This window comes from Azospirillum sp. A23, assembly GCF_042938965.1.
Taxonomy (GTDB): Bacteria; Pseudomonadota; Alphaproteobacteria; order Azospirillales; family Azospirillaceae; genus Azospirillum; species Azospirillum melinis.
On sequence record NZ_CP170664.1, the window covers coordinates 16,482 to 37,178 of the forward strand.

A 20,697-nucleotide genomic window follows, 5' to 3' on the forward strand; every position below is an offset into this window, starting at 1 on the left:
GGTCTCAGCTTTCAGTTTCGGTTTCTACAGCACGAGGTTCCCGTCCCATGGCCCGACCCGCCGGCCCCTCCTCCGCGCGCCCCCGGCCCAGCCTGGGACGGCCCGCCCCCAGCCCGCGCAAGGGAGCGCCCCGCGAGGCCGCGAAGGAGCCGGGGAAGGACCGCATGCGCTCCGGCCGCAACCGGCAGGAAAAGCCGCCCTTCTTCTCGCCGGCCATGCGCGCCTTCGTCGTCGCCCGCGCGCGCGAGGCGATGGGGTTCGTGCTGGGGCTGTTCGGACTGCTGCTGATGGTGCTGCTGGGCAGCTACGACCCGCATGACGCCTCGCTGAACTCGGTCCCCGCCACGGCGGGAGGCGCGCACAACCTGTTCGGCATCCCCGGCGCCTATGCCGCCGACCTGCTGATCCAGTCGCTGGGCTGGGCCGCCTTCGTCATCGCGCTGGTGCCGATGTTCTGGGGCTGGCGGCTGGGGGCCCAGCGCAAGCTCGGCAACCCGCTGTTCCGCACCGTCCTGGCGCTGTGGGGCGTGTTCCTGGTGGCGATGGCGCTGGCCGGCCTGACCGACGCCTCCACCGATCCGCTGGCCCCGCTTCCGGGCGGCAGCATCGGCCAGGTGCTGCTGCGCGGGGTCGGCAACCTGTTCGGGGCCGAGCCGATGGTGGCGACCGTCGCCGCGGTGGGCGGCGGGCTGGTGCTGTTCCTGGCGGCCGGGCTGTCGATCGGCGAATGGATCGCCAGCTTCCGCGCGCTCGGCCGCGGCATGGTCAACGGCGTCCGCCTGATCCGCCAGGGCGCCCGCAACGGCGTGGACTCCCTGCGCCGCCACGGCCGCACTGCCGCGCAGGCCGCCTCGGTCGCGGTGGACGCCTCGCTGCGCGGCGACAAACGCGACATCCCGCGCTTCGACGAAGCCGTTCAGGTGACGCCGCTTCCCCCCGCCGGCCTCGACGCCGGCCGGATTCCGCCGACGACCGGCACCGCGGCAAGCCCGGCCGCCGCCACCAGCGGAGCCGACAAGCCGGCACGCACCGTTCCCATCGTCACCCCGCCCAAATCCGCCGCACCGGAGAACAAGGGCGACAAATCGGACCCGCGCCAGAGCCGCCTGCCGCTGGGCGAGGAGGAGGGTCCGCAGGGCTACGAGCTGCCGCCGCTCGACCTGCTGCAGGTTCCGCCGACCGGCATCCGCGGCGAACAGCTGGACGAGGCGGCGCTTCAGCGCAATGCCAGCCAGCTGGAAGGCGTGCTGGGCGATTTCGGCGTGCGCGGCGAGATCCAGAAGGTCCATCCCGGCCCGGTCGTCACCCTGTACGAGCTGGAACCGGCCCCCGGCACCAAATCCTCCCGCGTCATCGGCCTTGCCGACGACATCGCCCGCTCGATGAGCGCGGTGTCGGTCCGCGTCGCCGTGGTCCCCGGCCGCAACGTCATCGGCGTCGAGCTGCCCAACGCCAAGCGCGAGACCGTGCTGCTGCGCGAGCTGATGGCGGCGGAAGGCTTCGACAAGCATGGCGGCAAGCTGGCGCTGGCTCTCGGCAAGGACATCGGCGGCCAGCCGGTGGTCGCCGACCTTGCCCGCTTCCCCCACCTGCTGGTCGCCGGCACCACCGGCTCGGGCAAGTCGGTGGCGATCAACACGATGATCCTGTCGCTGCTCTACCGGCTGCCGCCGGAGCGCTGCCGCTTCATCATGATCGACCCCAAGATGCTGGAACTGTCGGTCTATGAAGGCATCCCCCATCTGCTGACCCCCGTCGTCACCGATCCCAAGAAGGCGGTGGTCGCGCTGAAATGGACGGTGCGGGAGATGGAGGACCGCTACCGCAACATGTCCAAGCTGGGCGTGCGCAACATCGAGGGCTACAACGCCCGCCTGCGCGAGGCGCGCGAGGGCGGCGAGTCGCTGACCCGCCGCGTCCAGACCGGCTTCGACCCCGACACCGGCAAGCCGCTGTTCGAGGAGCAGCCGCTCGACCTGACCGAGCTGCCCTACATCGTGGTCATCGTCGACGAGATGGCCGACCTGATGCTGGTCGCCGGCAAGGACATTGAGGCGGCGATCCAGCGCCTCGCCCAGATGGCGCGCGCCGCCGGCATCCACCTGATCATGGCGACGCAGCGCCCGTCGGTCGACGTCATCACCGGCACCATCAAGGCCAACTTCCCGACCCGCATCAGCTTCCAGGTCACCAGCAAGATCGACAGCCGCACCATCCTGGGCGAGCAGGGCGCCGAACAGCTGCTGGGCCAGGGCGACATGCTCTACATGGCCGGCGGCGGCCGCATCACCCGCGTCCACGGCCCCTTCGTCTCCGACCACGAGGTCGAGCAGATCGTCAGGTTCCTCAAGGCCCAGGGCGAGCCGAACTATGTCGACGCCATCCTGGAGGACGAGGAGGGCGAGGAGTCCTTCGACGACGGCGCCCTGCCCGGCACCGGCGGCGGGTCGGGCGACGACCTCTACGACAAGGCGGTGGCGGTGGTCTGCCGCGAGCGCAAGGCCTCGACCAGCTTCATCCAGCGTCAGCTGCGCATCGGCTACAACTCCGCCGCCCGCCTGATCGAGCGGATGGAGACCGAAGGGGTGGTGAGCAAGCCCAACCACTCCGGCAAGCGCGAAGTCCTGGCCCGCAACATCGACGACTGAGTGGTTTCGGGCTGCCCGTTGACAGCGATGGGGTGCCGCACCAATATCGGGGGTAGGCGGGCCGAGGACGGCATTCCCCGGCCCGCCCGCCCGATCTTAGTGCGTCAGAAGGTCAAGCAGCCGCTTGACGATCTCCAGCACCAGGATCAGGAGAGTGAGGATCTTCTCCATCCTCCAGCCCTCCCTTGGTATGGCGGCAGTGGCGGCCAGTCCGCCACTGCGTCCGCCGGGGGACTATGGTGCTGCCGGCACGATGCTTCGCGTCAGCGCCGCAACGGCACCAGCGATCCCAGCAGGAACAGCGCGGCGGCAGCCACCACCACGCTCGGCCCCCCCGGCAGATCCCAGTTCAGCGAAGCCAAGATTCCGGCGATCACCGCCAGGATGCCCAGGACCGACGCCAGCGCCGCCATTCCTTCCGGCGTGCGGGCGAAGCGGCGGGCGGATGCCGCCGGGATGATCAGCAGCGAGGTGATCAGCAGGATACCGACGATCTTCATGGCGATGGCGATCACCAGCGCGATCAGCAGCATGAAGGCCAGCCGCAGGGCATCGACCGGCATGCCCTCCACCCGCGCCAGATCCTCGTCCACCGTCACCGCCAGCAGCCGGCGCCACAGCAGCGCCAGCCCGGTCAGCGCCACCGCGCCGCCGCCATAGATCGCCATCAGGTCGCCATCGGTCACCGACAGGATGTCGCCGAACAGGTAGGCCATCAGATCGACGCGCAGCGTCTCCAGAAAGGCCAGCGCCACCAGCCCCAGCGACAGCGAGCCGTGCGACAGGATGCCCAGCAGCGTGTCGGCCGCCAGATGGCGGCGGCGCTGCAACGCCACCAGCGCCAGCGCCAGCGACACGCAGACCACCATCACGCCGATCATCGGATTGACGCCCAGCAGGAAGCCCAGCGTCACCCCCAGCAGGGCGGAATGGGACAGCGTGTCGCCGAAATAGGCCATGCGCCGCCACACCACGAAGGAGCCCAGAGGCCCGGCCAGCAGGGCGATGCCGCCGCCGGCCAGCAGGGCGCGGATCACGAACTCATCCATGGCAGCAGTCCCCGTCATGGTCGTGCACGACCTTGCCGTCCTCGGCATGGGCATGGTCGTGGTGGTGGACATAGACCGCGAGGTCGCGGGCATGGCCGCCGAACAGGGCGTGGTATTCCGGGTGCCGGCTGACATCCTCCGGCCGGCCGGAACAGCAGACATGGGCGTTCAGGCAGATCACCCGGTCGGTGCGCGCCATCACCGTGTGCAGGTCGTGGCTGACCAGCAGCACGCCGCAGCCGCGCCGCTGCCGCACCTGGGCGATGCGGTTGAACAGCTCCGCCTGCCCATGCACGTCCACCGCCTGGTCGGGCTCGTCGAGCACCAGCAGGTCCGGCTCGCCCAGCAGGGCGCGGGCCAGCAGCACCCGCTGCATCTCGCCGCCGGAAATCGTCTGCACCGCCGAGTCGGCAAGCCGCGTCACCCCGGCCTCCTCCAGCGCCGCCGCCACCTGATCTGCGGTCACCGGACGCCACAGCGCCAGGAACCGGCGCACGGTCAGCGGCAGCGTCTGGTCCACCGACAGCTTCTGCGGCATGTAGCCGACGCGCAGGTTCGGACGCCGCAGCACCCGCCCGCCGTCGGGCGCCGTCAGCCCCAGCACGGCGCGCACCAGCGTCGTCTTGCCGGCGCCGTTCGGGCCGATCAGCGTCACCACTTCGCCCGGCTCGACGGCGATGTTGACGCGGTCCAGCACGGTGCGGCTGCCGAAACGGACGGTCAGATCCTCGGTCCAGGCGAGCGGGCCGGCGAAGAGGGCGGAGCTATCCCGGCTTGGGTACGGTGTTGACATGTTACGTTATAACGTGACACCAAAGTGAAACCGGTTTCCCTATGCGCTGAAACCGGAAGCCTGTCCAGCAAGTCTAGAGGATCCCTCCCATGCGTCGATTTGCCCTGTCCAGCTTTCTGACCGGCACCCTGAGCGCTCTTGTCGCCACCACCAGCGCCACCGCCGCCCTGCCGGCCTGGGCCGAGGCACCGAAGGTCGTGGTGTCGATCAAGCCGATCCATTCGCTGGTCGCCGCGGTCATGCGTGGGGTGGGCGACCCGGTCCTGCTGGTCCGCGGCGGCGCCTCGCCGCACAGCTACACGATGAAGCCGTCGGATGCGAAGGCGCTGTCGGCCGCCGATCTGGTGGTCTGGGTCGGTCCCGAACTGGAAGGGTTCCTGGAAAAGCCGCTGAAGGCCAACGCACCGAAGGCGACGCGGCTGACCCTGATGGAGCAGACGGGCCTGACCCTGCTGCAGACACGCGAAGGCGGCGCCTGGGAGGCACATGACCATGGGCATGAAGAGCACGGCCACAAGGATCACGACCACAAGGGCCATGACCACGCTGCGGATCACGACGACGACCATGACGAGCTGAACAGCCACATCTGGCTCGATCCCGCCAACGCCCGCGCCATCGTCACCGCGACGGCGGACGCGCTGGCCGCCAGGGATCCGGCCGATGCGGAGGCCTACCGCACCAACGCCGACCGCACGCTCCAGGCCATCGACGCGCTGGATGCCGAACTGAAAGCCACGCTGGCGCCGCTGAAGGACAAGCCCTTCGTCGTCTTCCACGACGCCTACCAGTATTTCGAGGCGCGCTACGACCTGTCGGCGGTCGGTTCCATCACCGTCAGCCCGGATCGCCGCCCGTCGGCCAAGCGGCTGTCGGCGATCCGCGCCAAGATCGCCGGGCTGAACGCCGCCTGCGTCTTCGCCGAACCGCAGTTCGAGCCGACGCTGGTCCGCACGGTGGTGGAAGGCACCAAGGCCAAAACCGGGGTGCTCGACCCCGAAGGCGCCGACCTGCCGGAGGGCGAGGCGCTCTACCCCACCCTGATGCGCAACCTCGCCGCATCGCTGCGCGGCTGCCTTGGCGCTTAAGCCACGGCCGGGCCTGTGCTAAACCGCTGGGAGGGCGGGAAAGTACGGCTGGAAGATCTGGCCGGAAGAGCTGGCCGCAAGCGTTGAACAGAGGATGGGCGTCATGAAGATCGGTGTCGTCGGGTGCGCTGGGCGCATGGGCCAGATGCTGGTGCGCGAGATCGCGGCAACCGCGGGCTGCACGCTGGCCGGCGGGACCGAGCGGCTGGGCGGTCCGGCGCTGGGCAAGGATCTGGGCATCCTGGCCGGGATCGACCCGCTGGGCGTGACCGCCATCGACGACCCGGTCGCACTCTTCGCCGAGGCCGACGCGGTGATCGACTTCACCAGCCCGGACTCGACGGAGCGGCACGCCGCGCTCGCCGCCCAGTCGGAGACCGTGCTGGTCGTCGGCACCACCGGCCTCAACCCGTCGCAGCAGGCGGCCATCGCCACCGCAGCCACCCACACCGCCATCGTCCAGTCGCCCAACATGTCGCTGGGTGTCAACCTGCTGCTGGCTCTGGTCGAGCAGGTCGCCCACGCGCTGGACGACGACTACGACATCGACATCCTGGAGATGCACCACCGCCGCAAGGTCGATGCGCCGTCGGGCACCGCGCTGGGCCTCGGCCGCGCCGCGGCGGCCGGCCGTGGGGTGGCGCTGGAGGAAGTCTGGCAGAAGGTGCGCGACGGCCACACCGGCGCCCGTCCGCGCGGCGAGATCGGCTTCGCCACGCTGCGCGGCGGCGACGTGATCGGCGACCACACCGTGTTCTTCGCCAGCGAGGGCGAGCGGGTCGAACTGACCCACAAGGCGTCGGGCCGCGGGATCTACGCCAAGGGCGCCGTCCGCGCCGCCCTGTGGGCGCAGGACAAGACGCCGGGCCTCTATAGCATGCGCGACGTGCTGGGCGTCTGAAAACCGGCCTCCTTAAAGCTGGATGGGGCGGCGGGTGTTACGTCCCCGCCCCGTCGCGTTCCAGCACCGTCAGGAAAGCGTCGACCACCCGCGGGTCGAAATGGCTGCCGGCCTCCGCCCGCAGCAGGTCCAACACCTCGGCGATGTCCCACGCCTTCTTGTAGGGGCGGCGGTGCAGCAGGGCGTCGAACACGTCGGCGACGGCGACGATGCGGCCGGCCAGCGGAATGGCGTCGCCGGCCAGCCCCTTCGGATAGCCGCTGCCGTCGAACTTCTCATGATGGCTCTCGGCGATCTCCGCGCCCATCGACAGATAGCCGTGGCGGTCGCCGCCGCAGGCATCGCGCAGGATGCTGCCGCCGATGGCGGCATGCTCGCGCATCACCGTCATCTCCGCCTCGTCCAGCCGGCCCGGCTTGCGCAGGATGGCGTCGGGGATGCCGACCTTGCCGACATCGTGCAGCACGCTGGCCAGCCCGATGGTGTCGCAGAACCAGTCGTCCAGCTCGTGCGCGAAAATGTTGCGGACCTGGAGTTCGCGGGCGATGGCGGTGGCCCAGCGGCCCAGCCGCTTCACATGGTCGCCGGTGACCTCGTCCTTGTATTCGGCCAGCTTGCCCAGCGCATGGACGGTGGCGATCTGTGCCTGGTTCAGCCGCTCGTAAAGCCGCAGATTGTCCAGCCCGACCGCCGCCTTGGCGCAGAGCAGCTCCACCAGCGGCCGGTCGCCCGCGGCGAAGGGGCCGCCCAGCAGGCAGAGCGCCAGCGGCGGCGCATCGCGGCCGCGCAGCACGGCGACTCCGCAGCGGTCGCTCCAGCGCGTCTGCCCGTCGGCCAGCGCCGCCATGATCGTGGCCGCGGCCTCCGCCGGCAGCATGTCGGTGGCCGCCTCCGGTGGCAGGTCGGGCGGCAGCCCGGCCTCCGCGACGATGGACGGCTGCCCGTCCTCCCCGGCGGCGCACAGCAGGGCGGAGTGGGCACCGGTCGCCAGCGCCGCCGCCCGCCCGACCAGCCCGGCCAGGAACTGCGGGCGCGAGCGCAGTCCGGCCAGATGGTCGGCCGCCTCCATCACCCGCTCCAGCCCCTGGCGGCCATGCTCGATGGTGGCGATGTGCTGGTAGGAGCGCAATGCGGCGACCACCGCAGTGTAGAGCTTCTGCGCCGTCAGTTCGCTCTTCGCCTTGTAATCGTTGATGTCGTAGGTGTCGATCACCTGCCGTTCGGGCGCCTGCCCGGGCTGGCCGGTGCGCAGGATGATGCGGATCTGCCGGTTGCCCATCTCCTCGCGGATGTGGCGGACCAGCTTCAGCCCGGCATCGTCGGTCTCCATCACCACGTCCAGCAGGATGGCGGCGATGCCCGGATGCTCGGCCAGCAGCGACCGCGCCTGCCTTGCGGTGTAGGCGGACAGGAAGCGGACCGGCCGCTCCTCGAACATCATCTCGCCCAGCACGACGCGGGTGATGGCGTGGACCTCGTGGTCGTCATCGACGATCAGGATCGGCCAGGGTGGATTGCGCCGCCCGCCGTCGGCGGTCCCCTCCGCTTCGGCGGCGAATTCCAGAACATCCCCGGCAGAGTCCCGCCGGAGAGTGTCCGCCCTGTCGGCCCCTTTGCCCCCGTCGACCATCACCGCCCCCGCGGATCGATTCGCCTTGGCCGGCGTCAAAAAATTACCGGCGCGTGCATCACCCCATTCGCAGACAATTTTCGGTGAAGTTATAATGATTTGTCAATGAACCGGTTCAGGCCGTCCGCTTCCAGGCGACGGTCAGCAGCCCGGCACCCATCAGCAGCGAACCGCCGACCCGGTTGACCGTCCGCTGCACCGACGGGGTTCTGACCGCGCGCCGCGCCGCCGAGGCCAGCAGGGCATAGCCGGCGGCGTTCAGCGTCGCCAGCACCAGGAAGGTCGCCTCCATCACCACCATCTGCCCGGCCAGCGGCCGGCCGGCGTCGAGGAACTGCGGCAGGAAGGCGACGAAGAAGACGATGCTCTTGGGGTTCAGCGCGGTGACGGCATAGGTGTGCAGCATCATGCGCCAGGGCCGCACCCCCTGCTCCCCTGCCGAGTCGTCGGCCACCGCCTCCGTGTCCCGGACCGGCGCCCGCCACAGCTTGATGCCGAGATAGAGGAGATAGGCGGCGCCCGCCCATTTCAGCAGGGTGAACAGCGCCGCCGAGGTCGACAGCAGCACCCCCAGCCCCAGCATGGAGGCGGTCATCGCCGTGAAATCGCCCAGCGCCACCCCGGCCACCGTCGCCATGGCCGATTTCCGCCCATGGCCCAAGGCATAGGAGACGACGATCAGCACCGTCGGCCCCGGGATCATCAGCATGATGGCGGAGGCGGCAGCGAAGGCGAGCCACAGGTCGGCGGACATGGTGCAGTCTCCGGTATGGATGGTGACCCACTCATCAATCCACAGCCGGCAGGCTTGCGCAATGGCGTTGGAGGCGGAACGGACCGTGGCGCCCATAGGCAAAAGCCATCCCGACGCAAGAGCGTAGTGGCGGACGAGCCGGCCGAAATTTGCCGCGTCAGACCCGCGAAACGGTCACAGGCGGAATAATTCGTCGCGACCTATGTTGGTCCCGGTATTGGCCGGTCCGCGGCGGCATCGCCCAGGCGCCGGTTGTGGCTCCATCGTCGAATTGTCACAGCCGAACGTCATAGGCACCATTGTGGAATCCGGAACGAAGGTCTAGTTTGTTTGTGATCCCAACGATTCCCCGAGCATGGGAAGGTGCCATCCATGAACCTGCACAATCTGGCCAGCGATATGGTGCAAACCGCTCTGGCCTGTGAAAAGGCGCTCCCCGGACGGGCGAACGCCGACGAACATGATCTCGCCCGGCACATCCTGGTCGAACCCGACCACGCCTGGCACGTTTGCGAGACCTACGCCCGCGCTGTCAGCATTCCGGTCGAACAGCTCCCGGTCAGCCAGCTCCGCGGCCTCATCAGCGACATCGTCCTGTCGAAGCTTCCCCGTTACGACTGAGTTTCTCGATCCCAAGGGCCGGCGCCGTATCCGGCCGATGGCCGGAACGATCCGGGTTTACCGAACCCCGCACTCCAAGTTCCGTGGTGCCACCATGGCGATCGAGCTTCATTCCTTTACCGTAACGCTGGCCGTCGCGGATGCGACCGGCTGTTCCAGCGCCGCCGAACACCGTGCCCGCATCTGGAAGGCCGTGTCCGACCTGTCGGCCGCCGTCCGCAATGCCGGCATGGCGACCGAGGCCCGTTTCCGCGGCCAGGACCGCCAGGGCCATGTCCTGTTCGAGGCGACCGACACCGGCGCCGCCTTCCTGCGCGGCCTTCCCGCCATCGCCAGCGTCGATGACGCGCGCAGGAACGGCGGGCGAGTCCAGCTTCGTCACTGAAGCCCCGTCACTGACGGGCCGGCGGGCACCGCTCCCGCCAAAAAAGCAAAGGCCCGCCGCTCCGATCCGGAGCGGCGGGCCTTGCCATGCCGGACACAGGGTTCAGCGCGCGCGGTGGCGCAGCGGCCGGACATTGCTTTCGGTCTCGACCTCTTCCTCGGTGGGGCGCACCTTCTTCAGCTGGACGATGAAACGCTCGGCGCCGTTCTCCATCACGGCGATGCCGGTCAGGCCATGCGCCCAGTCACAGGGAACGACGTGGATCTCCTTGATGGTGGCGGTGCCGGCCGCAAGCTCCGCACGGTCCAGGACCACGTCCCCGACCCGGAACCCCAAATAGGCGTCGATCAGCATTCTCTTGGGCGTCCGTCTTCCGTTTCAGGCCACGCACCGGGGCCGGCACCGACGGCCGGGCTCCCTTACGATGGACCATCTTGCCATAGATTGGGCCGTTCGCGACGCTTTCCCAGCGATGACGACGCAGTAAACCGACAGGGACCCCCGTTTGTCCCATTGCCGGCGGGGCCGGACGGCAGGCGCCGAAGCGGCCGTCCCCGTACGAGGGAGGAAGACGGAAACGGCCGCTTCGGCGGTCCCCGGACCCTTGGGCGGCCTTGGGCGTATGCCCAGGACCGGGGCGGGAACGCCAGCCGTCGCACCAGCGGCGACCGGGACGGCGGCGTCCGGCAGGTGCAGAATAGTTCCATCAACAAACCATTTGTGCCCCCTACCTTCGTTCAGCTCTGCACAGTTTCTGAGCAATGGCGAGCCCGCCCGTTGTTGGCGGCGGGAGCATTGCGATAGGGTCGTCGCACAGCTCCCCCTTCCCACCCCAAAGAGGTCCGTCGGTCGTGCAGAGTTGGCTGGTGCTGGCCGTTTCGGCGGCCTATCTGGGGGTTCTGTTCGCCATCGCCTGGTGGGGCGACCGGCGCACCGCCGGGGGCGCGCTGCTGTCGGCCTCGCCGCGGGCGACCGGCATCCTCTTTGCGCTGACGCTGTGCATCTACAACACCAGCTGGAGCTTCTACGGCTCGGTCGGCCGGGCCTCGGCCAGCGGGTTCGATTTCCTGCCGATCTATCTGGCGCCGATGATCCTGCTGCTGGCGGCCCGGCCGGTGCTGACCAAGACCATCGCCATCACCAAGGCGCAGAACGTCACCTCCATCGCCGACTTCATCGGCGCCCGCTACGGCAAGAGCCAGGCGGTGGCGGCGCTGGTGACGCTGACGGCGCTGGTCGGCGTGCTGCCCTACATCGCCTTGCAACTGAAGGCGGTCGCCGCCAGCTTCGACGTGCTCACGGCCCCCTCGCTGGCCGCCCCGGCGGCGCTGCCGCCACCGGTCTGGGGCGACACCGCCTTTGCCGTGGCGCTGTCGATGGCGGTCTTCACCATCCTGTTCGGCGTCCGCCACATCAACGCCAGCGAGCATCATCGCGGCCTGATGCTGGCCATCGCCTTCGAAAGCCTGGTGAAGCTGACCGTCTTCCTGGCGGTGGCCGCCTTCATCGTCTGGGGCATGTTCGACGGCTACACCGACCTGATCGCCCGGCCGCAGGCGGAGCCGCTGCTGTCGCCCGATTTCACCGACCCGACCTGGTGGTCGAACACGGCGATCTCGATCATCGCCTTCCTCTGCCTGCCGCAGATGTACCATGTGATGACGGTGGAGAACGACAGCCCCCGCCATCTGCGCGCCGCCGCCTGGATGTACCCCTCCTATCTGGTGGCGTTGAGCGCCCTGATGATCCCCATCGCGGTCGCCGGCCTCATCACGTTCGAAGACGGCATCAACCCCGACACCTTCATGATCACCCTGCCCATCGCGGCGGGGGCTGGCGGCTTCAGCCTGCTGTCCTTCATCGGCGGCCTGTCGGCGGCGACCGGCATGGTCATCGTCGCCGCGGTGTCGCTCAGCACCATGCTGTGCAACGACGTGGTGATGCCGCTGCTGCTCAGGCGCAAGCACTTCGCCGCCCGCGTCGGCCGGCGCGACATGGTCGGCACGCTCCTGCTGGTGCGGCGGCTGTCGGTGGTGGGCATCCTGCTGCTGGCCTATGCCATGCACCGGCTGGTCGACCACGATTACCCGCTGACCGTCATCGGCCTCTTGTCCTTCGTCGCGGTGGCGCAGTTCGGGCCGGCCTTCTTCGGCGGGCTCTACTGGCGGCGGGCCAACCGGGTGGGGGCGCTGGCCGGGCTGGGCGCCGGCTTCCTGCTGTGGGTCTACACGCTGCTGGTGCCGTCGATGGCGCGCATCGTGCCGGTGCCGGACGCCTTCCTCGATTTCGGCCCCTGGGGCATCGGCTGGCTGCGCCCGCAGGCGCTGTTCGGGATCGAGGGGCTGGACCCCATCTCCCACGCCAGCCTGTGGAGCCTTCTGGCCAACCTGATCGCCTTCGTCGCCGGCTCGCTGCTGGCCCGCCCCAGCGCGGTGGAACGCACCCAGGCCGTCTTCTACACCAGCGCCAGCGCCGACCGCGACGAGGACGACACCCCCCAGGCTCTGGCCAGGCTGGCCGACCTGCGGGCGCTGGCCATCCGCTTTGTCGGGGCGGAGCGCGGCAACGCCGCCTTCGATGCGTACGCCGCCGGACGCAAGGGCGAGACCGGACCCGCCGACCTCGACGCCGTCCGCTTCACCGAGACGCTGATCGCCGGCGCCATCGGGGCGGCGTCGGCGCGGGTGGTGATGGCCGCCTCGCTCCAGGGCCGCTCGCTGTCGCGCGGCGACGCCATGGCGATGCTGGACGAGGCGTCGGAGGCGCTGCGCTTCAACCGCAAGCTCCTCCAGGCGACGCTGGAGAACATCGGCCAGGGCATCTGCGTGATCGACGCCGACCACCGCATCGCCGCCTGGAACCACCGCTACCTGGAGCTGCTCGACCTGCCGGCCGACATGGTGCGGGTGGGCGTGCCCTTCGCCGACCTGATCCGCTTCAACGAGCGGCGCGGCGAATACAGCGCCCACGACATGACGGCGCTGCTGACCAACCGCGACACCGCCAACCAGCAATGGCCCTACCGTTACGAACGGCGGCGCCCCGACGGCACGGTGCTGGAAATCGTCGCCAACCCGCTGCCGGAAGGCGGCTATGTCTCGACCTACACCGACGTGACCGAGCGCTACCGCGCCGCCGAGGCGCTGCGCGAGGCCAACGAAAGCCTGGAGCACCGCGTACAGGAGCGCACCGACGCGCTGCAACAGGCGAAGGCGGAGGCCGAGGCGGCGAATGCCAGCAAGACCCGCTTCCTCGCCGCCGCCAGCCACGATCTGCTGCAACCGCTGAACGCCGCCCGCCTGTTCGTCTCGGCACTGGAGGAGAGCATGCGGGGACCGCTGCCGACGCCCGACCAGCGGGAGTTGGAATGCGGCATGATCGACAACGCCGCCGCCTCCCTGCGCTCGACCGAGATGCTGCTGGGCGGGCTGCTCGACATCTCCTCGCTGGACGCCGGCAATGTCCGCGTGAAGATGCGCAGCTTCGCCATCGACGAGTTGCTGGGCGGGCTGGGGGTGGAGTTTTCCGCCCTGGCGCAGGAGCGCGGGCTGACCTTGAAGGTGGTGGGCTGCGGCGCGGTGGTGCGGTCGGACCCGCAGCTTCTGCGCCGGGTGTTGCAGAACTTCCTGTCCAACGCCATCCGCTACACGCCGAAGGGCCGCGTCCTGCTCGGCTGCCGGCGCCGCCGCGACCCTCTTCACGGCAATTCTCTGGGGGGCGACCGCCTGCGCATCGAGGTGTGGGACACCGGCCCCGGCATCCCCGAGGCCAAGCGCCACGAGGTGTTCGAGGAGTTCCGCCGGCTGGGCGGCGAAAACGGCGGCGGCAATCCGGCCGACAAGGGCCTCGGCCTCGGCCTCGCCATCGTCGACCGCATCGCCCGGCTGCTCGACCATCCCGTCAGTCTGCGCTCCACCGTCGGGCGCGGCACCGGCTTCGCGGTGGAGGTGCCGATGGAGCAGTCGCGCGCCACCCCGGTCACCCGGCCGGTCTCCACCCCCGCCGCCCTGTCGGCCGGGCTTCTGGTCCTGTGCATCGACAATGAGGAGCCGATCCTGGCCGGCCTGCGTGCGCTGCTCGGCCAATGGGGCTGCCGGGTGGCGACGGCATCGGATGTCGCCGGGGCGCTGGCGGCGCTCGCCCCCTTCGACGGAGCGCTTCCCGATGTGGTCTGTGTCGATTATCACGTCGGCGACGGCCAGACGGGGCTTGCGGTTCTGGAGCGGTTGCGGGAATTGTGGGACCGCCCGGTCAAGGGGCTGCTGCTGACCGCCGACCGCTCCGAAGCGGTGCGGGCGGAGGCGGAGCGTTGCGGCTGCGGGGTGCTCTACAAACCGGTGAAGCCGGCGTCGTTGCGCCGCTTCCTGAACGGGGCGGCCTTGCAGACGGCGGCCGTTGCCGAGCGTTAAGGCTGGAACCGGACAAAAGCCGGGCGGCCGCAAATGGGGGGGAGTGCGGAAGCCATGGGCGAGGACAGCGCAGCAGGCGCATCGGCAACGGCTGGACAAACGGCGGCCGGGCAAACGACAGCCGGACAGACGACCGCCGGACAGACGACAATCGTCATCGGCGACGACCATCCGCTGGTGCAGGCGGCGCTGCGCGACGCGCTGGGCAGGGCGATGCCGGAGGTGCGGGTGATCGAATGCCCGGACCTCGATTCGGTGATGACCGCGGTGGGGCAGCGGCCGGACGGGATCGACCTCGTCCTGCTCGACCTGAACATGCCCGGCACCCACGGCTTCGCCGGCCTGTTCCTGATGCTGGCCCACCATCCAACCGTGCCGGTCGCCATCCTGTCGGCCTTGCAGGATCCCGACACCATCCGCCGGGCGCTGGCCTATGGCGCCTCGGGCTACATCCCGAAATCGCTGTCGATGCCGGCGATGGCCGACGCCATCCGCGCCATCCTGTCCGGCGAGACCTGGGCGCCGCCGCTGTCGGCGGTGTCGTCGGAAGCCGACGAGGCCGACGCTGCCCGCCGCTTCGCCTCGCTGTCGCCGCAGCAGCTGCGCATCCTGACGATGATCGTCGACGGCAAGCTGAACAAGCAGATCGCCGGCGAACTGAACGTGTCGGAGCAGACGGTGAAGGTCCATGTCTCCAGCATCCTGCGCAAACTGAACGTGGTCAGCCGCACCCAGGCCGCCGTCGTCGCCGGCCGGCTGGCGGTGGGCGGGGATGTGCTGCGGTAGCCCCTACAGCCGCTGAACGGCGGCGAGCCGCAGGCCGAAGCCGATCAGCAGGGCGGCGAAGCTCCAGCGCTGCACCAGTTCCACGATCCGGTGGCGGGTCACCAGTCCGGCAAGGGCCGCTCCGGCAAGGGCGTAGAGGCTGTCGAAGGCCAACCCGACGCCGACGAGGATCGCACCCAGCATGGCGAATTGCCCGGACACGCCGCCGGCGTCGGTCTGGATGAACTGCGGCAGCAGGACCGAGCAGAACAGCAAAGCCTTGGGGTTCAGCAGGTTGGTCAACAGGCCGCGCAGAATGTCCGCGAGGTAGGATGCGGCACCCCTCTCCCCTTGTGCTCCCGCTGCACCGCCCGCGGCAGCGGGGCTGAATGGCGGCATGCGCAGGACGCCGATGCCCAGCCAGACCAGATAGGCGGCTCCGGCGATGCGGAGGAGGTCGAAGACCGCGGGTGCGGTGCGCAGCAGCGCCGCCAGCCCCAAGGCGGCCAGCGCCACATGGGTGGCCCGCGCCATCGCCAACCCCAACGCCGTCGCCAGTGCATGCCGCCGACCCCGCCGCGCCCCCGTCTGCAACAGCAAGAGCATGTCGGCTCCCGGCACCAGATAGGCCACCGCCAGCGCGGCGATGAAGATCGAAAGTCCCGGCATTTCCGCCTCCCTCGTCCGAAATCGATGACCGAATTTAGCTCCGGGAGCGCTGGCAGGTCCTTGCGAGTTACGCTGCCGAGGCGCAGCATCCTGGTGGATCATGCCAAGAAACTAACGATCAACATAAAGGTCGTGCCAATCATGAAGTTCGATGCCATCGACCGCCGCATTCTGGCGGCCTTGCAGCGCGACGCCCGGCTGACCAATGTCGAATTGGCCGAGGAGGTCGGATTGTCGCCATCCCCCTGCCTGCGCCGGGTCCGTCTGCTGGAGGAAGCCGGCGTCATCGCCGGTTACCATGCCTCGCTCGACCGCAAGGCCGTCGGCCTTGGCCTGACGGTGTTCGTCGGCATCAAGGTGGAGCGCCACCACGACCGCGAGGCGACCGCATTTCGCGAAGCGGTGAAGGCGCTGCCGGAGGTCGTGTCCTGTCATCTGGTCTCGGGGGAGTCCGACTTTCTGCTTCAGGTCGTCGGTCCGGAACTGGCCGGGTACGAGAAATTCCTGCTGGGAACCCTGTTGAAGCTGCCGGGCGTCGCTGACATCCGCAGCAACTTCGCAATCCAGACGGTCAAGGCCGGCGGCGCGTTGCCGCTCGACCATCTGCCGGCGCCCCACCCGCCGGCCGACGGCAAGACCTGACCAGACCTGACACCGCCTGTCGGTTCCGTTCACCATACGTACCCAAAGACTGGCCCCCACCGCCATGTCTTGCTACTCTCGGCCTTATCATACCGCCGGACCGAGAAGGCCACGGGTCAGCCATCATGACCACCGCTCTGCACAGCGTCTGCCGCGACTGCGCCGCCGCCCTCCCCGGCGCAGGATCGGGTGACGTGACGCGCTGCCCGAAATGCGGCAGCCGGCGGCTGTTCCGCCATGCCGAGCTGCACAGCCTGCCCATCGGTCACATCGACTGCGACAGCTTCTACGCCACCGTGGAGAAGCGCGACCGGCCGGAGCTGGCCAGCCGTCCGGTGATCGTCGGCGGCGACGACCATCGCGGGGTGGTCGCCGCCTGCTGCTATATCGCGCGGATATCGGGTGTGCGCTCGGCCATGACGATCCGCGAGGCGCTGGACCGCTGCCCCGACGCCACCATCATCCGCCCCAACATCGCCAAATACAAAGAGGTCGGCCATCGGGCCCGCGAGATCATGGAGGCCTTCACCCCGCTGGTCGAGCCGATCAGCATCGACGAGGCCTATCTCGACCTGACCGGCGTGGAAGACCGCCTCAGCATCAGCCCGGCCCAGGCGCTGGTGGAGATCGTCCGCCGCTTCGAGCGGGAACTGCGCATCACCGCCTCCATCGGCCTCAGCTACAACAAGCTGCTGGCGAAGATCGCGTCCGACCTCGACAAGCCGCGCGGCTTCTCCGCACTCGGCCGGGCGGAGGCGGCGGCCTTCCTGGCGCCCAAGCGGGTCACCATCCTGTGGGGCGTCGGCCCGGCGCTGGAGCGCAAGCTGTTCGCCGACGGCATCACCCGCGTCGGTGACCTTCAGGACAGGGACGAGCATTGGCTGGTCAAGCGCTACGGCGCCATGGGCCGGGTGCTCTACAGCTACGCCCGCGGCGAGGATTCCCGCCGGGTCCATCCCGAGTCGCCGAGCAAGAGCATCTCGTCGGAGGAAACCTTCGACTGGGACGTGACCACCCTGCCCGCCCTGGCGCAGGAGCTGCGCCCGCTGGCCGACAAGGTCGCCCGCCGGCTGGAGCGCGAGGGGCTGCTCGGCCGCAGCGTGGTGCTGAAGCTGAAGACCAAGGATTTCCAGCAGCTGACCCGCTCCCGCCGGGTGGAGCCGACCCGCTCGGCCGAAGCGATCCTGGCGGCCGGCGTCGCCCTGTTGGAGCGCGAGGTCGATGGCCGCGCCTTCCGCCTGATCGGCATCGGCTGCACCGACCTGACCCACCCGGAAACCGCGCCCGACCCGGAACTCGACCTGTTCGGGTGAAGGGGGGCTCAGTGCATCGCTTCCGCGACCATATTGGCATCACGGTTGCGTTTTCGGCGATAGGCTTGGCAAGCGAACACTTGAGCATCTCCCCCGCGTCGACCCGTGGGGCTTGTTGGAACTCCTGGCGCCCCACACTGCCTTACAATCCGATCCGGGTATGGACAGGTACGATGCGGATCAGCGCTTTGACGCCATGGCCACCGCCAGCGGAGTAGCGGCCACCAAGACGCGGACAATGGGGTCGGGATCGAGGAGACCAGTGCCGAGGAGGATGAAGGCGAGGGTGGTCAAGCAGGCGATAGGATGGCGCACTAAGGCATGCTTTAGGATGGACATGGGCGGGGTCCTTTTGGGGATTGCGCGCCGCTTCTGGCCAATAAAAAAGCCGCGGCTCACGCTTGGTTTCACAAGCGCTAGCTGCGACCCATCCAGGCCCGCTTTGCCCCGCCGCCAAGACTTCCTGACGGTCTCCAGTTGCTTGCCTTTGGCTCGCAGGAGCATCCCCCCGTAGCGCATCCACGCGCGAACACCAAAGATACCGACCCAACAAGCATCTAATGGCTAGATAGATCCGGCCATAATCTCTGTCAAGAGAGGCAAAAACAGCGTCGACATTTTTCCTGAGACATCCATGGCATTGTTTGGCGCCGTGAACCTTCGGTGAAATGATCGCAAAGCCGAGACCGTGAGAGCGATCGGCTAACTGTGGGGAAAGGTATACCAGAGCACGGCTGCACTCATCTTCGAACCGTGCCCTCGACTCCCAGACAATTCGCACAGTTTCGCGCTGTAGACGGCCTCCGCTTTCAGTCCGCCCGATCCTCCTGCACCGGCAGGCTGCCGGCGCGCACGACGCTGCGGATGGCGAAGCTCGACTGGATGCGCACCACGCCGGGCAGGCGCGACAGCGAGTCCTTGTAGATGCGGTCGTAATCGCCCGGATCCTGCGCCACCACCCGCAGCAGATAGTCGGAACTGCCGGACAGCAGATAGCACTCCCGCACCTCCGGACAGCGGCGGACGGCGGCGTCGAAGCGGCGCAGATACTCGTCGGTCTGCCGCTCCAGCGTGATCTGGACGATGACGGTGACCGACTTTTCGTCATCCGCCGTCTCGATGATGGCGGTATAGCCGCGGATGACGCCGGAATGCTCCAGCATGTGCAGGCGGCGCAGGCAGGCGGAGGGCGACAGCCCGACCTCCGCCGCCAGCTTGGCGTTGCTCATCCGGCCGTCCTTGCGGAGAAGGCGCAGGATCTTGTGGTCCAGGGCGTCCAGGGCGTGCATGCAACTTTATTCGAAGACGTGGTGGATCGTGTGAAAGCTCCACCACACTATGGGGGATTCATGCAAGGCTTTGCAGAGATTCACCCGCTTCGCCAGCCGTATAGTGACATCGCTGAGACAATCCGCCCCACCGATGGTTTCCTGGGATACCAGATGGTTCTGCTGGATTCGATTGGCCGGATTGACTGAAACGGGCGTTCGGATCGGGGAGATCTCGCATGGTCACGCGCATCGGCGTTCCCAAGGAAATCAAGAACCACGAGTACCGCGTCGGGCTGACGCCGGCATCTGTCCGCGAACTGGCGGCGGACGGCCATTCCCTGCTGGTGCAGAGCGGCGCCGGCGCCGAGATCGGCTTTTCCGACGAGGCCTACCGTGCGGCAGGCGCCGAGATCGCTGAAACCGCCGAGGAGGTCTTTGCGAAGGCCGAGCTTATCGTGAAGGTCAAGGAGCCGCAGCCGGCGGAATGTCGCAGGCTGCGGCCGGATCAGGTGCTGTTCACCTATCTGCACCTCGCCCCCGATCCCGAACAGGCCCGGCTGCTGATGGACAGCGGCTGCACCGCCATCGCCTATGAAACCGTCACCGACCGTGCCGGCCGCCTGCCGCTGCTGGCGCCGATGTCGGAGATCGCCGGCCGCATGGCGATCCAGGTCGGCGCCGTCGCCTTGCAGAAGAGCAACGGCGGCTCCGGCATCCTGCTGGGCGGCGTGCCCGGCGTGCTCCCCGGCAAGGTTCTGGTCATCGGCGGCGGCGTGGTCGGCGCCAACGCCGCCCGCATGGCAATGGGGTTGGGCGCCGACGTGACCATCGCCGACCGCTCCATGCCGCGGCTGGCCCAACTCGACGACCTGTTCGGACCGCGGCTGAAGACCGTCTATGCGTCCGCCGACACGCTCGACCGGCTGGTCGCCGATGCCGATCTGGTGATCGGCGCCGTGCTGGTGCCGGGCGCCGCCGCGCCGAAACTGGTGCGCCGCGACCAGCTGGCCGGCATGCGCCGCGGCTCGGTTCTGGTGGACGTCGCCATCGACCAGGGCGGCTGTTTCGAGACCAGCCACGCCACCACCCATTCCGACCCGACCTATGTGGTGGACGGCGTCGTGCATTATTGCGTCGCCAACATGCCGGGTGCGGTCGCCCGCACCAGCACCGAGGCGCTGAACCACGCCACCCTGCCCTTCGTCCAGGCGCTGGCCGGCAAGGGCTGGAAACGGGCGCTGGCCGAGGATCCGCACCTGCTGGCCGGGCTGAACGTCCAGGCCGGCCGGCTGACCCATCCGGCGGTGGCCGAGGCGCTTGCACAGCCCTTCACCGACCCGCGCGAAACGGTCGGCGGATGATGTGAACAGCTGTTGACAATAAACTGAACGATATTTCTCGAAAACGCAAAGGGCAGAAATTTTGAACGGAAAAGGCGCGATGCTTCGGAACGATTGTTGTTTTTTTCGACCCTTGGAAAGAGAGTGTTGCGCCTACGGATCAAGTTGCATTACCTGTCTGTCACAAGAAAAAGGGTAACATATGCAACCGGTGCTTAAGTGCCGGGGCCAAAGACCAAGAACAGTTTTGAACAGGGTAAGGCACGGCGCCTTTTGCCGACTGGTGCTGTCTGGACGGTCACTCCGCCCGAACTGGCCCGCGATTCACAACAGGATGTCCGGCAACGATGCCGGTGGGGACGCCACGGCTGCAAGCCCGTGCCGCGCAAGTGGGAGCTGTTGACCATGGTCGAACGACG

17 protein-coding genes are annotated in these 20,697 nt (G+C 68.6%); 10 read left to right on the top strand and 7 right to left on the bottom strand.

Annotation, left to right across the window (positions count from 1 at the left end; all coding sequences use genetic code 11):
• The first annotated feature begins 47 nt into the window (after positions 1-47).
• Positions 48-2,648, top strand: a complete 2,601-nt coding sequence (locus ABNQ40_RS05535) for a DNA translocase FtsK (RefSeq protein WP_391345749.1) — start codon at positions 48-50, stop codon at positions 2,646-2,648.
• 263 nt (positions 2,649-2,911) lie between these two features.
• Here the strand turns inward: ABNQ40_RS05535 and znuB are convergent, their stop codons facing one another.
• Both znuB and znuC read right to left on the bottom strand, forming a co-directional pair.
• The gene (znuB, locus tag ABNQ40_RS05540; RefSeq protein ID WP_109050349.1) at positions 2,912-3,697 is read right to left on the bottom strand and encodes a zinc ABC transporter permease subunit ZnuB; all 786 of its coding nucleotides are present in this window, start codon (positions 3,695-3,697) and stop codon (positions 2,912-2,914) included.
• Positions 3,690-4,490, bottom strand: coding sequence for a zinc ABC transporter ATP-binding protein ZnuC (gene znuC, locus ABNQ40_RS05545; RefSeq protein ID WP_199235348.1), 801 nt, complete (start codon positions 4,488-4,490; stop codon positions 3,690-3,692). Before znuC ends, znuB begins: the two co-directional genes overlap by 8 nt.
• A gap of 89 nt (positions 4,491-4,579) precedes the next feature.
• Here znuC and znuA point away from each other — a divergent pair, with 89 nt between their 5' ends.
• Together znuA and dapB are read left to right on the top strand one after the other, a co-directional pair.
• Positions 4,580-5,578 (top strand): zinc ABC transporter substrate-binding protein ZnuA, encoded by a 999-nt coding sequence (gene znuA, locus ABNQ40_RS05550; RefSeq protein WP_109050348.1) that lies wholly within the window; start codon positions 4,580-4,582, stop codon positions 5,576-5,578.
• 103 nt (positions 5,579-5,681) lie between these two features.
• Complete coding sequence (dapB, locus tag ABNQ40_RS05555) at positions 5,682-6,479, top strand: 4-hydroxy-tetrahydrodipicolinate reductase (protein WP_109490995.1); 798 nt, start codon at positions 5,682-5,684, stop codon at positions 6,477-6,479.
• Between the two features lie 37 nt (positions 6,480-6,516).
• On the opposite strand, the gene ABNQ40_RS05560 is transcribed toward dapB, so the two are convergent.
• Positions 6,517-8,109 (bottom strand): response regulator, encoded by a 1,593-nt coding sequence (locus tag ABNQ40_RS05560; protein ID WP_109050347.1) that lies wholly within the window; start codon positions 8,107-8,109, stop codon positions 6,517-6,519.
• A gap of 115 nt (positions 8,110-8,224) precedes the next feature.
• The gene (locus tag ABNQ40_RS05565; protein WP_109490994.1) at positions 8,225-8,863 is read right to left on the bottom strand and encodes a LysE family translocator; all 639 of its coding nucleotides are present in this window, start codon (positions 8,861-8,863) and stop codon (positions 8,225-8,227) included.
• A gap of 372 nt (positions 8,864-9,235) precedes the next feature.
• On the opposite strand from ABNQ40_RS05565, the gene ABNQ40_RS05570 reads away from it, so the two are divergent.
• Positions 9,236-9,484, top strand: coding sequence for a hypothetical protein (locus tag ABNQ40_RS05570; RefSeq protein WP_098736097.1), 249 nt, complete (start codon positions 9,236-9,238; stop codon positions 9,482-9,484).
• A gap of 94 nt (positions 9,485-9,578) precedes the next feature.
• Complete coding sequence (locus ABNQ40_RS05575; protein WP_098736280.1) at positions 9,579-9,869, top strand: hypothetical protein; 291 nt, start codon at positions 9,579-9,581, stop codon at positions 9,867-9,869.
• A gap of 102 nt (positions 9,870-9,971) precedes the next feature.
• Here the strand turns inward: ABNQ40_RS05575 and ABNQ40_RS05580 are convergent, their stop codons facing one another.
• Positions 9,972-10,223 carry a hypothetical protein gene (locus ABNQ40_RS05580; protein WP_109048879.1) on the bottom strand — a complete coding sequence of 84 codons (252 nt, stop codon included), beginning with the start codon at positions 10,221-10,223 and terminating at the stop codon, positions 9,972-9,974.
• A gap of 497 nt (positions 10,224-10,720) precedes the next feature.
• On the opposite strand from ABNQ40_RS05580, the gene ABNQ40_RS05585 reads away from it, so the two are divergent.
• Together ABNQ40_RS05585 and ABNQ40_RS05590 are read left to right on the top strand one after the other, a co-directional pair.
• On the top strand, positions 10,721-14,278 hold the full coding sequence (locus ABNQ40_RS05585) for a PAS domain-containing hybrid sensor histidine kinase/response regulator (protein ID WP_109048878.1): 3,558 nt from the start codon (positions 10,721-10,723) through the stop codon (positions 14,276-14,278).
• Positions 14,279-14,332: 54 nt separating this feature from the next.
• The gene (locus tag ABNQ40_RS05590) at positions 14,333-15,064 is read left to right on the top strand and encodes a response regulator transcription factor (protein ID WP_109048877.1); all 732 of its coding nucleotides are present in this window, start codon (positions 14,333-14,335) and stop codon (positions 15,062-15,064) included.
• A 3-nt stretch (positions 15,065-15,067) separates the two neighbouring features.
• On the opposite strand, the gene ABNQ40_RS05595 is transcribed toward ABNQ40_RS05590, so the two are convergent.
• Entirely contained in the window at positions 15,068-15,712 is a 645-nt protein-coding gene (locus ABNQ40_RS05595) for a LysE family translocator (protein WP_109048876.1), read from the bottom strand.
• Between the two features lie 132 nt (positions 15,713-15,844).
• Here ABNQ40_RS05595 and ABNQ40_RS05600 point away from each other — a divergent pair, with 132 nt between their 5' ends.
• The gene (locus ABNQ40_RS05600; protein WP_391345755.1) at positions 15,845-16,354 is read left to right on the top strand and encodes an Lrp/AsnC family transcriptional regulator; all 510 of its coding nucleotides are present in this window, start codon (positions 15,845-15,847) and stop codon (positions 16,352-16,354) included.
• 125 nt (positions 16,355-16,479) lie between these two features.
• On the top strand, positions 16,480-17,667 hold the full coding sequence (locus tag ABNQ40_RS05605) for a DNA polymerase IV (RefSeq protein WP_391345757.1): 1,188 nt from the start codon (positions 16,480-16,482) through the stop codon (positions 17,665-17,667).
• A gap of 809 nt (positions 17,668-18,476) precedes the next feature.
• Here the strand turns inward: ABNQ40_RS05605 and ABNQ40_RS05610 are convergent.
• On the bottom strand, positions 18,477-18,956 hold the full coding sequence (locus ABNQ40_RS05610; protein WP_109048873.1) for an Lrp/AsnC family transcriptional regulator: 480 nt from the start codon (positions 18,954-18,956) through the stop codon (positions 18,477-18,479).
• Positions 18,957-19,174: 218 nt separating this feature from the next.
• Between ABNQ40_RS05610 and ald the strand changes: the two genes are divergently transcribed.
• Positions 19,175-20,299 (top strand): alanine dehydrogenase, encoded by a 1,125-nt coding sequence (gene ald / locus ABNQ40_RS05615; RefSeq protein ID WP_391345759.1) that lies wholly within the window; start codon positions 19,175-19,177, stop codon positions 20,297-20,299.
• The last annotated feature ends 398 nt before the right edge of the window (positions 20,300-20,697 follow it).